Origin of the sequence: Oceaniserpentilla sp. 4NH20-0058, assembly GCF_040371755.1 — a bacterium.
In the GTDB taxonomy this organism is placed as follows: Bacteria; Pseudomonadota; Gammaproteobacteria; order Pseudomonadales; family Oceanobacteraceae; genus Bermanella.
The window spans coordinates 89,152-102,773 of sequence record NZ_BAABWE010000003.1 but is presented as its reverse complement, the minus strand read 5'-3'; the positions used below and the strand labels follow the sequence as shown (position 1 = coordinate 102,773).

Here is a 13,622-nt window from a genome sequence, read left to right as displayed (position 1 = left end):
GTTTCCAAAAAATTAATTACTTTGATGCTTGAATTTTTTCAGCCCACGACTGAGACATATCCATTAATTGCTGTACATTAAAATGGCATAGCTGCTTATTTTTAACTTGTAGTTTACCAGCCACCCAAACATGATCCACTTGCGAGCGCGAGCTGCTATATACTAAATGGGATATAGGATCGTAGACTGGTGTGCAGGCAATATCGTTAAAATCAATACTGATAATGTCTGCTTGTTTACCAACTTTTAACGAGCCGATTTCAGTTTCTTTTCCAAGTGCTTTGGCCCCATTAATGGTGGCCATTTTTACGGCTTCTAATGCAGGGATGGCACTGGCATTCTGGGCAACCGCTTTAGCAAGTAATGCGGCAGTATGCATTTCGCCCATCATGTCTAAATCGTTATTACTGGCTGAGCCATCGGTACCTAATGCCACATTTACACCGTTCTGTTGCAGTGCATAGATTGGGCAAAAACCACTAGCTAGCTTTAAATTGGACTCAGGGCAATGAATCACGTGTACGCCATATTTATGAAATATATCCATGTCTGTTTGGTTGGCTTGAGTCACATGTACAGCCTGAACATCTTCACCAAAAAGTCCTAGGTCTCTTAAGCGTTCACTTGGGCGATGCCCTGTTTTTTCAACCGCGTCTATGACTTCGAATTCTGTTTCATGTAAGTGAATTTGAATAGGCATGTTCAGCTGATCGGCCAGTGCGCGCACTTGTTTGATGGGTTCGTCACTCACTGTGTATGGAGCGTGAGGGCCGAAACCGATATCAATCAAAGGGTGGTGTTTAAAATGGTCATGGGCTTTAATTATTTTTTCTATGTATTCATCAGGGCCGGAACCATAAGGGGTAGGAAAGTCCATTACAGGGCCGTAAAACACTCCACGCATGCCATATTCAGCGGCTACGTCGGCGGCTTGTTCTGGAAAAAAGTACATGTCAGAAAAACAGGTGGTTCCACTTTTTAGCATTTCAGCAATAGCTAATTTGGTACCATCTTTTACAAATTCCTCGCTGACCCATTGCCCTTCAGCTGGCCAGATGTGTTTTTCTAACCAGGTCATTAGTGGTAAATCATCGGCTAAGCCTTTGAATAAATTCATGGCAGCATGACCATGGCAGTTCACAAAGCCAGGCATTAATAGTTGATTGGGTAATTCTATTTCTTTAGTGCTAGGGTAGGTTTCACGGGCGTCCGTGGTTGGCAAAATATCTTTGATTATATGCTGGTCAATAAGCAGGCTGTGGTTTTCTAATAGGTCGTCATTTTCTAGTGTAAGAATCCATTTGGGAGTGATTAAACTCATTTGCTCAGTCTGCATGATCATCCCTTTGATTAAAAAGTGAACGTATTTATGTAAAGACTTGCCAGTATAACTGAAATGAGAGGAATTTGGCCCTTTTGATTAGTGGTAACGCTTTGAATTATGGTAAAGTTATGGGCTTTATTGGGGCCTACAAGAGCACCGATTTGAGAGTGATACGGCTCATATTTTGAGCGGCTCTTGTTACATAACAATAACGCCAATTAATGGTGGAATAAAAAGGATGCCTGCATGGGTGATTTAAGCAAAGAAATCCTGCCCGTAAATATCGAAGACGAGCTGAAACAGTCCTACATGGATTACGCTATGAGCGTAATTGTAGGTCGTGCCTTGCCTGATGTACGCGATGGTTTGAAACCAGTTCACCGTCGTGTGTTACACGCCATGAATGTTCTTGGTAACGACTGGAATAAAGCATATAAAAAATCTGCCCGTGTGGTGGGTGATGTGATTGGTAAATACCACCCACATGGTGACAGTGCGGTATACGACACCATTGTTCGTATGGCACAGCCATTCGCCATGCGTTACATGTTAGTAGATGGCCAAGGTAACTTTGGCTCTATCGATGGCGATAGTGCAGCTGCTATGCGTTACACAGAAGTACGCATGGATAAAATTGCCCATGAGATGCTGGCAGATATAGACAAAGAAACCGTCGATTTTGTTGATAATTATGACGGTACTGAGCAAATCCCAGAAGTTTTACCTACTCGAATTCCTGCGTTATTGGTTAATGGTTCTAGTGGTATTGCTGTTGGTATGGCGACGAATATCCCGCCTCACAACCTAACAGAAGTGCTAAATGGTTGCTTGGCGTTAATAGATAACCCTGAGCTTACCATTGAAGATTTAATGCAATACATCTCAGGCCCGGATTTCCCTACAGCTGCACTGATTAACGGACGTGATGGTATTGTTGATGCGTACCAAACTGGTCGCGGGCGCGTGCAAATGCGTGCTCGACATCACTTTGAAATGGATGATAAAAGCGGTAAAGAATCAATAATTTTTACTGAAATTCCATATCAGGTGAATAAAGCTCGATTAATTGAAAAAATCGCAGAGCTTGTTAAAGATAAAAAACTTGAAGGTATAACTGAGTTACGCGATGAGTCTGATAAAGACGGCATGCGTATCGTAGTTGAGCTTCGTCGTAATGAAGTGCCTGAAGTTGTGTTAAATAATTTATTTGCACAAACTCAATTACAAACCGTATTTGGTATTAATACGGTTGCGTTAGTTGATGGTCAGCCAAAGATTCTTAATTTAAAAGATATGCTTGAGGCGTTTGTTCGTCACCGTCGTGAAGTGGTGACACGCCGTACTATTTTTGAGCTGCGTAAAGCTCGTGAGCGTGGCCATATTCTAGAAGGCTTAACGGTAGCTCTCTCTAATATCGATCCTGTTATTGCAACTATTAAAGCCTCTCCAGCTGCCGCGGAAGCAAAAGAGAAGTTGATCAATACACCTTGGCAACCGGGCGATGTGCTTGAAATGTTAGAGCGTGCCGGCTCAGATGCTTGCCGCCCTGATCATCTTGAAGCGCAGTATGGTTTCCGTGATGGAAACTACTACATGTCGCCAGTGCAAGCGCAAGCCATCTTAGATATGCGTTTGCAAAAACTGACAGGCTTAGAGCATGAAAAATTAATTGATGAATACAAACTTAAAGTTGAAGAAATCGCTGAATATTTGGATATTTTGGCCAGTCAAGAGCGCCTAATGGGTGTGATTCGTGAAGAATTAGAAACCATTCGTGAAAACTATGGTGATGAGCGTCGTACAGAAATCATTGAGGCTCGTCGTCATTTAACATTGGAAGACTTAATTGCCGAAGAAGACATGGTGGTTACCTTGTCTCATGGTGGTTATGCCAAAATCCAACCTGTTACAGATTACCAAGCGCAAAAACGTGGTGGACGAGGAAAGTCAGCCTCCGCCATTAAAGATGAGGATTTTATTGAGCATCTTTTGGTAGCCAGTACTCACGATACTATTTTGTGTTTCAGTAATCGCGGGAAAGTATATTGGTTGAAGGTCTATGATATTCCAGTGGCATCTCGTCAAAGCCGTGGTCGACCAGTGGTTAACTTATTGCCCTTAGAGGGTGAAGAGAGAATTACCACTATTCTACCGATTCGTGAATACACAGAAGGTCATTATATATTTATGGCCACTGAAAAAGGCACGGTCAAGAAAACAGATTTAACCGCTTTTTCTCGTCAGCGCTCAAGCGGTTTAATCGCCCTTGAGTTAGATGAGGATGACACCTTAATGGGTGCAGCCATAACCGATGGCACTAAAGATATTCTTTTAATGAGTGATGCGGGTAAAGCTGTACGCTTTGCAGAAGAAAACGTTCGAGGCATGGGTCGTACAGCTCGTGGTGTACGTGGCATTAAATTAGCGGGTGATCAAAAAGTCGTTTCACTTATTATTCCTGAAGAAGGTGGAACATTGCTAACGGCTAGTGAAAATGGTTTTGGTAAGCGTACTGATATTACTGAGTTCCCAACTAAGGGACGAGGTACACAAGGTGTGATAGGTATGGTTGTAAATGAACGTAACGGCAAATTAGTAGGTGCTGTGCAGGTTCATGCCGGTAATGAGATTATGCTTATTAGTGATCAGGGAACTTTAGTGCGTACCCGTGTCAGTGAAGTGTCGACCCTTGGTCGAAATACTCAGGGTGTGACTTTAATTAAGGTGCAGGAAGGTGAGCGTCTTGTGGGTGTCGCGCCTATTTTAGATGCTGACGATGAATTAGATGGTAGCCATAAAAGTGCTGGTGAAGAAGGCTCACCAGAAGAAGTAGACGTATAAGGATATGGGTATGAGTTCAATGAATGAAGAGTTGCGCGTTGAAACTGGGCGCGAGGATGAAATTGATCTATTTGATCTGTGGGACGATATTCTTCAAGAAAAAATATGGGTTATTCTTGGTTTTGTATCCTGCGTTCTTTTTGCAGTGGTATATGCACTGACGGCCACACCTATTTATGAAAGCAAGGTAGTTATTAAGCCTGCGTCAGCAAATAGTGTTGTCGAGTTGAATGTTCCTCAGCTTTCTGGAATTTATTCTAAGACAGTGGAAGAAGCATATGCGGATGCTCGTTCATCGTTATTGTCTAAAGAGAATCGACGTCATTTTTATGAAGCCTTTATAAGTGAGATAAAATCTATTAATGGCCTATATAATGATGAGCTGACGCTTTATCAAAACTTTAATGAGTTCGATAAGTTGTTTTCGTCCAAAGTATCTAATTCTAAAAAAGATGTAGAAGAGTACCTGCAAGTTAGTCTTGAATTGCCGGATGCTGAAAAAGTTGCCCAGCTTTTAAATGCTTATGCACAATTTGCATTAGCAGCTAAATTAATGGACGTAAAAGATACTTTAGAAAGCAAAGTTAGAGCTCAAATTGATAAGTATGAATACGATGCTAAGCAATTACGTGAAAAGTACAAGGGCGAACAAACACGCCGTAATTTAATGGTATCTGAAGCTTATACAATTGCTCAAGCTGTTGGTCAGGATCAGCCTTTATTTAGTAAAAGCGAAATTGTAGGTACATACGAACCGCCGTTGTATATGTTTGGTACAAAAGCTCTAAAAGCTGAAGAGAAGGCGATAAAAAATCGAGAGAAGCTGGCCAAGTCACTTCCTTACGGTGAAGATCATTTTATTAATAAATTACCTGAGCTGCTTTTTAAAATTGAGCAACTAAAAACATTAGAAATCAATTACGCGAAAGTGGACTTGGCTGTAATAGATGAGCAAGCGGTGGTTCCAGTTTCTGCAATTAAACCTAAGAAGAAGTTAATTGTAGCTCTGGCTGGAGTTGTAGGTGTGTTCGCAGGATTAATGCTTGCGTTAATTATGGCGGCATTTAAACGCCATAAAGAGAAAATGAAGACAAAGATTAAAGCTCAAATCAATAGAGCTTAATTTACATTTTATTTGAGGTAGGGTGTTTGCCCGTTTGAAGTATGGCTCGAGTTTATAATTTTTGCGCAGGACCAGCAGCATTGCCCACAGCTGTTTTAGAAAAGGCATCTACTGAGATGCTTGATTGGAATGGCAAGGGGTTATCTGTAATGGAGATGTCTCATCGCAGTGATGAGTATGTATCTATTGCGGAAAAAGCAGAAGCGGATTTGCGTGGGCTGTTGAATATACCTGAGAACTATAAAGTATTGTTCATGCAAGGTGGAGCAACTGCCCAGTTTGCGATGATTCCGATGAACCTACTGCGTGGCAAAACATCTGCTGATTATATAAATACAGGGCAATGGTCCGAAAAAGCTATTAAAGAAGCGAAACGCTACTGCAATGTAAATGTTGTCGCGAATTCTGAGGATAATAATTTCAGCTACGCGCCAACTCAGCAAGATTTAAAATTGAATACAGACGCTGCGTATGTTCACTATACACCTAATGAAACCATCGGTGGTGTGGCGTTTGATTATATCCCTGATACAGGTGATGTGCCTTTAGTGGCTGATTTTTCTTCGAGTATTTTAAGTGAAGAATTAGATGTCTCTAAATTTGGATTGATTTACGCTGGAGCGCAAAAAAATATTGGTCCTGCTGGTCTGTGTATTGTGATTGTGCGTGAAGATCTTTTAGGCGATACGCTACCAAGTACTCCAACGGCAATGGATTACAAAGTCGCTGCAGATAATGGCTCTATGTATAATACGCCAGCTACTTATTCTTGGTATCTTGCAGGCTTGGTTTTTGATTGGTTGAAGCAGCAAGGGGGTGTACCTGAAATGGCTAAAATTAATCAGCGCAAAGCCACCAAACTTTATAGTTACATTGATGCCTCTGGTTTTTACGCTAACCCAGTAAAGCCCGCTAACCGCTCAATAATGAACGTTCCATTTACACTAAAAAATGCAGCATTGGATAAAGCATTTTTAGCGCAAGCGGATGAACAGGGCTTGCTTAATTTGAAAGGGCATCGCAGTGTGGGTGGCATGCGTGCCAGTATTTATAATGCGGTAACGGAGCAGGCGGTTGATGCACTGATTGCTTTCATGAAACGCTTTGCAAGTGAAAACGGTTAACAAGTTGTAATGAGTGAAGAAAAAGAGCTAGGCGTTTTACGCGACCAAATTGATTCCTTGGATCAGCAAATTCAAAAGCTGATTAATGAACGTGCAAAGTGCGCACAAAATGTCGCAGTGGTGAAAGAAAAATACGCCAATGGAAAAGCGATTAAATTTTATCGACCAGAGCGTGAGGCGCAAGTTTTACGTAAAGTCATGGATCGTAATGAAGGGCCAATTGCTAACGAAGATATGGCTCGGTTGTTTCGTGAGGTAATGTCAGTATGTCTTGCCCTTGAAGAGCCTTTAAAAGTGGCTTATTTGGGGCCAAAAGGTACCTTTACTCAGGCGGCAGCACTTAAGCATTTTGGCCATAGCGTAGAGTGCCTAAGCCAAGTCTCTATTTCGGATGTATTTCGTGAAGTGATGTCTGGTGCGGTTAACTATGGGGTGGTACCAGTTGAGAATTCAACAGAGGGTGTGGTGACACATACGTTGGATAGCTTCGCGGATTCAACATTGCAAATTTGTGGCGAGGTAGCACTTCGTATCCATCATCATTTTTTAAGTAATGAATCTTCTGACTCTATAAAAGTTGTTTATAGCCATCCGCAATCTTTAGCTCAGTGTCGTCAATGGCTGGATACTCACTGGCCAAATATTGAGCGCATACCTGTCAGTTCAAATGCGGAAGCTGCTCGTAAAGCATCAAAAGAGAAAGGTGCGGCGGCAATAGCGGGTGATGCAGCGGCAGAGCTTTATAGTATTCAGGCCATTGCTAATAATATTGAAGATATGCCTGATAATACCACTCGATTTTTGATTATAGGTGTTGATAAAACCCAATCCAGTGGTGAAGATAAAACCTCCATTATGGTATCTAGTCGTAATCAACCTGGTGCTTTGTACCACGTTTTAGAACCATTTCATAAAGCATCTGTGAGTTTGACACGTATCGAAACTCGACCTTCACGTAATGGTGCTTGGAATTATAATTTCTTTATTGATTTTGAAGGCCATGCTTCGGATACTGAAATTGCCGCTGTGCTTAAGCAGGTTGCAGGTTCTGCATCTGAAATAAAAATATTGGGCTCGTATCCAAAAGCTGTTTTATAACATTATTTTAGGCGCGATTTTCGCGAATATTCATGACGATTGATTTTTCAAAGCTAGCCGTTGAAGGCGTTCAAAAGCTAAACCCTTATCAGCCGGGAAAACCGATTGATGAGTTGGCTCGTGAATTTGGTTTAAATCCAGCGGATATTATCAAACTTGCTAGTAATGAGAATCCGTTGGGGCCAAGTGATAAAGCACTGGCGGCAATTGAGAAAGAGCTCAAAGATTTAACTCGATATCCAGATGGTAATGGATTTGAATTAAAAAAAGTCTTGAGTGAAAAGCTGGGTGTAACTACCAAGCAAATTACACTAGGTAATGGCTCCAGTGATATTTTAGAGTTCATTGTTAAAACCTTTGTGGATACAGGCGATGAAGTGGTGGTATCGCAGCATGCTTTTGCGATTTATGGTTTGGTCACGCAAATGCAAGGTGGTAAGACCATTCAAGTTCCTGCAAAAAATTGGGGGCACGACCTACCTGCCATGGTTGAGGCCATAACAGAAAAAACGAAAGTAATATTTGTTACAAATCCGAATAACCCAACTGGAACATGGAATACTAAAGCTCAACTTGATGCTTTTTTACAAGCCGTACCAGATCGTGTTTTAGTGCTGTTAGACGAGGCGTACTTTGAGTATGTGGACAAACCGGATTACCCTAATGGTATCGATTACCTTGCGCAGTACCCTAATTTAGTTGTGACTCGGACCTTTTCTAAAGCTTATGGTTTGGCTTCTTTACGTGTGGGTTATGGTGTTAGCAGTGAGCAATTAGCAGACTTGATGAATCGGGTTCGCCCTCCATTTAATGTAGACTCATTGGCACTAGCGGCTGCTGTAGCATGTGTTAAAGATGAAAACTATGTGCGTCAGAGTAAGGCTTTAAATGATCAAGGTATGGCGCAATTAGAAGCGGCTTTCGATCAACTTAATGTGAATTGGATACCTTCAGTTGGTAATTTTATTTGTTTTGAAGTACCAAATAGAGCGATGGAAGTTTATCAAGGATTGTTATCTAAAGGTGTGATTGTTCGTCCTGTTGCTAATTACGAGATGCCTAATTTTTTGCGTGTATCCATAGGCACAGAGCAAGAGAATCAGCGCTTTTTGTTGGAGCTTAAAGATTTGTTGGCCGAGTAATGTCATTTTCAATTAACACAGTTGCAGTTGTGGGTTTAGGTTTGATTGGGGGGTCTTGGATAAAGGCCCTGCGTCAAACGTATCCTGATTGGCACGTGATTGGCTTTGATCGTAACCAAGACTCAATGGTTAAGGCTCATTCCCTTGGCATTATAGATAGCTACGAAGGTTCGGTTGATAATGTGGTTAAAAATGCCGACTTGGTTATTTTGTCTGTTCCAATTTTAGCGTGTCGTGAAATATTATCTCTGATTAGGCCTTACTTAAAGCCAGATGCAATATTGACTGATGTTGGAAGTGTTAAAGGCTGTGTCGCTGATGATATCCGCGCTGTTTTTGGGCAAGATCAAGCAAACTTTGTTTTGGGTCATCCAATTGCTGGTAGTGAAAAAAGTGGGATTCAAGCAGCGAATGAGTCACTATTTCAAAATCATAAAGTGATCATTACCCCCTTGCCTTCAACTTCTCTTAGTGCGGTGGAATTTATTTCTTCTCTTTGGGAGGTTGTCGGTGCAAAAGTAGAAATAATGGATGTGGCACATCATGATGAGGTGCTGGCCGCAACCAGTCATTTACCGCATTTGTTAGCGTATTCATTAGTCGATACCCTTGCTCATAACCATGAAAATAAAGAAATCTTTAATTATGCCGCAGGTGGTTTTCGTGATTTTACTCGAATTGCGGCCAGTAGCCCAAAAATGTGGCATGACATTTTTACCGCAAATAAAACCGCCGTTCTTGACGCGCTAGATCTATTTGCTCATGATTTGAGCCAATTACGAGAGGCCGTGGCGAATTCTGATAGTACAACCATGATGGGGGTGTTTACCCGCGCCAAGGTTGCACGAGATCACTTTTCAAAAATATTGGCCCGCAGAGCCTATGTGGAACCTATGAAAAACCAACAAATTAATTATATCGCCAACCCTGGCGGCTGTGTAACAGGCACCTTCAGAGTGCCGGGTGATAAATCCATCAGTCATCGCTCCATCATGCTGGGTTCATTGGCTAATGGCACCACAGAAGTGACTGGCTTTTTAGAAGGCGAGGACAGTCTTGCTACTTTGCAAGCGTTTCGTGATATGGGAGTGGTAATAGAAGGGCCACACCGTGGCCGTGTAACCATTCACGGAGTAGGTTTACATGGTTTAAAAAGACCACCCAATACTCTTTATTTGGGAAATTCAGGCACGTCTATGCGCTTGTTAGCTGGCTTGATGGCAGGGCAGAACTTTGATGTGGAAATGACAGGAGATGAGTCTCTTTCAAAGCGTCCAATGAATCGTGTTGCAAACCCCCTTCGTGAAATGGGGGCAGAAATTGAGACTTCTGCCGAAGGTCGTCCGCCTATGTTGATTAAAGGTAGTAAGCCATTGAAAGGGATTACCTACACCTTACCTATGGCCAGTGCGCAAGTGAAATCATGCTTATTATTGTCTGGTTTGTATGCCGACGGTAAAACCATTGTTACAGAGCCTGCACCAACCCGTGATCATACCGAGCGCATGTTAAAAGGCTTTGGTTATAAGGTTCAAGTGGATGGAGATACTGTAACAGTCGAGTCTGGTGGTGAGTTAACGGCAACTAATATTGATGTGCCATCTGATATTTCGTCAGCTACGTTTTTTATGGTGGCAGCAAGTATTGCATTAGATAGTGATATCACTCTTGAGCATGTAGGTATTAACCCAACACGAATTGGTATTATTAATATCCTTCGTTTAATGGGCGCCGATCTTGAATTATTAAACGAACGAGAAGTTGGTGGTGAGCCAGTTGCAGATATTCGTATACGTTCTGCTCAGTTAAAAGGTATTAACATTCCTGAAGATCAAGTGCCTCTGGCCATTGATGAGTTTCCTGCGATATTTGTTGCAGCGGCTTGTGCTGAGGGTACAACCGTATTGACTGGTGCAGAAGAACTGCGCGTTAAAGAAAGTGATCGTATTCAAGCCATGGTAGATGGCTTGCAAGTTTTAGGTGTCGACATTAAAGGCACTGAAGACGGTGCTGTTATTGAAGGGTTCGGTGCGAAAGGGGCATTTGGTGGTGGCGAAATTGTCACACATCATGACCATCGAATTGCCATGTCGTTTGCTGTTGCATCTTTAAGAGCATCTAAACCGATTAAAATTTTAGATTGTGCCAATGTGGCCACGTCATTCCCAAGCTTTATTGAATTGTCACAAAGCTCTGGTATGAATGTCACAGTGGAATAATCAGTACATTTTGAAGAAAGACACTTGCTGGTTAAGCCAGTGATAAGGAAACATCATGAATCAGGTTAAATCGGTTCCGGTTCTAACCATTGATGGACCAGGCGGCGCAGGTAAGGGCACTATCTGTCACAAGGTTGCTAAGCAACTTGGTTGGCACTTGCTTGATAGTGGTGCCTTGTATCGTTTAACAGCGGTTGCCGCGCAAAAGCACGGAGTTGAACTAACAAATGAAGCCTCTGTATCTGTATTGGCTAAGCATCTCGATGTGCAATTTATTCCGCAGGATGATGGGTTAGTAAATACTATATTAGAAGGTGAGGATGTTAGCTTGGATATCCGAACTGAAGAAGTAGGTGCGATGGCTAGTAAAGTGGCTGCGTTGCCACAAGTTCGTGAAGCTTTGTTGGAGCGTCAGCGAGACTTTGCTCAAGCCCCAGGGGTGGTAGCGGACGGCCGTGATATGGGCACCGTAGTGTTTCCTCAGGCTCCCGTTAAAATTTACTTAACAGCTTCGGCGGAAGAACGTGCCAAGCGTCGCTATCTTCAATTGCAAGAAAAGGGTATTGAAGCGGATATCATTAAAATCCTAGCTGAAATTCAAGAGCGCGATGAGCGTGATATGAACCGAGAAGTTGCCCCATTGAAGCCTGCTGATAATGCTTTAATCGTCGAATGTACTAATATGAGCATCGAGCAGGTGCTGGATATTGTCATGACTGAATTGAAGCGCAACAATCTAGTTTAATCTCTTTTAAAATAAGGGCTTTATAATCAATAAAGCCCTTATTTAGACCTAAAAACCGCTTGGTTTTCTTGAAATAATCCTGTATGATTCACGCCCAATTCTATCTGTGTTCGTCAACCCTTGCCAGGTGCGGAACGTCGGACACTATGTAAAACAGACCCATCCACTGGCATGATGGTTGAAACCTCTAGGTAATTTAATGTCTGAATCTTTTGCTGATCTCTTTGAAGAATCACTTAGCACCCTTGATATGCAACAAGGTAGTATCGTTACTGGTACTGTTGTTGATATCGATTCTGATTGGGTAATTGTTAACGCTGGCCTAAAATCTGAAGCGGTTATTCCTCGCTCTCAATTCCTTGATGATAAAGGTGAGCTAGAAGTTAACGTTGGCGACGAAGTACACGTTGCTCTAGAAGCCGTAGAAGACGGTTTCGGCGAAACTAAACTTTCTCGTGAAAAAGCCAAGCGTGCTGAGTCTTGGAAAGAACTTGAAAAAGCTTTCGAAGCGCAAGAAGTGGTTACCGGTGTTATTAACGGTAAAGTTAAAGGCGGCTTCACTGTTGATGTTGCAACTATCCGTGCGTTCCTACCAGGTTCTTTGGTAGATGTTCGTCCAGTACGTGATACTGCACACCTTGAAGGTAAAGAATTAGAATTTAAAGTAATCAAGCTTGATCAGAAACGCAACAACGTTGTTGTTTCGCGTCGTGCTGTTCTTGAAACAGCTAATAGCCAAGAGCGCGATGAGTTGCTAGCTAACCTTCAAGAAGGTCAAGAAGTAACGGGTATCGTTAAAAACCTAACTGACTACGGCGCGTTCGTAGATCTAGGTGGTGTTGATGGTCTACTACACATCACAGATATGGCTTGGAAGCGTATTAAGCACCCATCTGAGATTGTAAATGTTGGTGATGAGACTCTAGTTAAAGTACTTAAGTTTGACCGTGAGCGTAACCGCGTATCTCTAGGTCTTAAGCAACTAGGTGAAGATCCTTGGGTTGCAATCAAAGCTCGTTACCCAGAAAACACTAAAGTGACTGCTAAGGTTACTAACCTTACAGATTACGGTTGTTTCGCAGAACTTGAAGAAGGCGTTGAAGGTCTTGTTCACGTATCTGAAATGGACTGGACTAACAAAAACATCCACCCATCTAAAGTGGTGCAAGTGGGGGATGAAGTTGAAGTTATGGTTCTTGATATTGACGAAGAGCGTCGTCGTATCTCTCTAGGTGTTAAACAGTGTCAGGTTAATCCTTGGGAAGAATTCTCTAGCAAGTGTAATAAAGGCGATAAAATCAGCGGTAAGATTAAATCTATCACTGATTTCGGTATCTTCATCGGCCTTGATGGTGGCATCGACGGTCTAGTTCACTTGTCTGATATCTCTTGGAACGAAGTTGGCGAAGAAGCCGTTCGTAACTACAAGAAAGGTGATGAGCTAGAAACGATCATCCTATCTATCGACCCAGAACGTGAGCGTATTTCTCTAGGTGTTAAACAGCTGGAGCGTGATCCATTCGCAGAATACGTAGCTGAAAACGACAAAGGCACCATCATCAAAGGTAAAGTACTATCAGTTGATGCAAAAGCCGCAATCGTTGAAATCATGGAAGGCGTTGAAGCAACACTTAAAGCCTCTGAAATCAGCAAAGACCGTGTAGAAGATGCACGTAACGTGTTGAAAGAAGGTGACGAAGTTGAAGCTAAGATCATTATGGTAGATCGTAAAAACCGTAATATCTCACTCTCTGTGAAGAGCAAAGACGAAGTTGAAGAGCAAGAAGCACTTAAAGCTCACCGTGAAAAAGAAACTGAAGCAGCTGGTCCAACCACTATCGGTGATTTGATCAAAGAGCAGCTTAAGTCTCAAAACGACTAATATCGATATTTAATTGATATTTAGCTAAAAAACCCAGCCTCGGCTGGGTTTTTTTATGTCTATTTGAATGGTTAGTTTGTCACTGAATTGAAATGAGGTTGCAATTATTGATTAACTTTAATCC

The 13,622-nt window shown here is 42.1% G+C and carries 9 protein-coding genes; 8 read left to right on the top strand and 1 reads right to left on the bottom strand.

Translation table 11 applies throughout. From position 1 onward, the window contains the following. Positions 1-16: 16 nt before the first annotated feature. The gene (locus tag ABWV45_RS05695) at positions 17-1,336 is read right to left on the bottom strand and encodes a TRZ/ATZ family hydrolase (RefSeq protein WP_353349581.1); all 1,320 of its coding nucleotides are present in this window, start codon (positions 1,334-1,336) and stop codon (positions 17-19) included. Between the two features lie 234 nt (positions 1,337-1,570). On the opposite strand from ABWV45_RS05695, the gene gyrA reads away from it, so the two are divergent. The 8 genes from gyrA to rpsA all read left to right on the top strand — a co-directional run bounded on the left by gyrA (position 1,571) and on the right by rpsA (position 13,498). After that, a complete protein-coding gene (gene gyrA / locus ABWV45_RS05690; protein ID WP_353349579.1) occupies positions 1,571-4,165 on the top strand; it encodes a DNA gyrase subunit A in 2,595 nt (864 codons plus the stop codon). A gap of 10 nt (positions 4,166-4,175) precedes the next feature. After that, positions 4,176-5,288 (top strand): Wzz/FepE/Etk N-terminal domain-containing protein, encoded by a 1,113-nt coding sequence (locus ABWV45_RS05685; protein WP_353349577.1) that lies wholly within the window; start codon positions 4,176-4,178, stop codon positions 5,286-5,288. Positions 5,289-5,329: 41 nt separating this feature from the next. Then, a complete protein-coding gene (gene serC, locus ABWV45_RS05680; protein WP_353349575.1) occupies positions 5,330-6,412 on the top strand; it encodes a 3-phosphoserine/phosphohydroxythreonine transaminase in 1,083 nt (360 codons plus the stop codon). 9 nt (positions 6,413-6,421) lie between these two features. Continuing rightward, entirely contained in the window at positions 6,422-7,510 is a 1,089-nt protein-coding gene (gene pheA, locus ABWV45_RS05675; RefSeq protein WP_353349573.1) for a prephenate dehydratase, read from the top strand. A gap of 32 nt (positions 7,511-7,542) precedes the next feature. Further along, the gene (hisC, locus tag ABWV45_RS05670) at positions 7,543-8,652 is read left to right on the top strand and encodes a histidinol-phosphate transaminase (protein ID WP_353349571.1); all 1,110 of its coding nucleotides are present in this window, start codon (positions 7,543-7,545) and stop codon (positions 8,650-8,652) included. After that, positions 8,652-10,871, top strand: coding sequence for a bifunctional prephenate dehydrogenase/3-phosphoshikimate 1-carboxyvinyltransferase (locus ABWV45_RS05665; RefSeq protein ID WP_353349569.1), 2,220 nt, complete (start codon positions 8,652-8,654; stop codon positions 10,869-10,871). Before hisC ends, ABWV45_RS05665 begins: the two co-directional genes overlap by 1 nt. A gap of 55 nt (positions 10,872-10,926) precedes the next feature. Then, positions 10,927-11,616: a (d)CMP kinase gene (gene cmk / locus ABWV45_RS05660; protein ID WP_353349567.1), complete on the top strand. Its 690-nt coding sequence runs from the start codon at positions 10,927-10,929 to the stop codon at positions 11,614-11,616. A gap of 199 nt (positions 11,617-11,815) precedes the next feature. Continuing rightward, positions 11,816-13,498: a 30S ribosomal protein S1 gene (rpsA, locus tag ABWV45_RS05655; protein ID WP_353349565.1), complete on the top strand. Its 1,683-nt coding sequence runs from the start codon at positions 11,816-11,818 to the stop codon at positions 13,496-13,498. Positions 13,499-13,622: the final 124 nt, after the last annotated feature.

Excerpts from the sequence above, each read along its gene's own strand:
- ABWV45_RS05695 (WP_353349581.1), bottom strand. The coding sequence starts at position 1,336 with ATGCAGACTGAGCAAATGAGTTTAATCACTCCCAAATGGATTCTTACA.
- serC (WP_353349575.1), top strand. The coding sequence starts at position 5,330 with ATGGCTCGAGTTTATAATTTTTGCGCAGGACCAGCAGCATTGCCCACA.
- pheA (WP_353349573.1), top strand. The coding sequence starts at position 6,422 with ATGAGTGAAGAAAAAGAGCTAGGCGTTTTACGCGACCAAATTGATTCC.
- ABWV45_RS05665 (WP_353349569.1), top strand. The coding sequence starts at position 8,652 with ATGTCATTTTCAATTAACACAGTTGCAGTTGTGGGTTTAGGTTTGATT.
- ABWV45_RS05685 (WP_353349577.1), top strand. The coding sequence starts at position 4,176 with ATGAGTTCAATGAATGAAGAGTTGCGCGTTGAAACTGGGCGCGAGGAT.
- hisC (WP_353349571.1), top strand. The coding sequence starts at position 7,543 with ATGACGATTGATTTTTCAAAGCTAGCCGTTGAAGGCGTTCAAAAGCTA.
- cmk (WP_353349567.1), top strand. The coding sequence starts at position 10,927 with ATGAATCAGGTTAAATCGGTTCCGGTTCTAACCATTGATGGACCAGGC.
- rpsA (WP_353349565.1), top strand. The coding sequence starts at position 11,816 with ATGTCTGAATCTTTTGCTGATCTCTTTGAAGAATCACTTAGCACCCTT.
- gyrA (WP_353349579.1), top strand. The coding sequence starts at position 1,571 with ATGGGTGATTTAAGCAAAGAAATCCTGCCCGTAAATATCGAAGACGAG.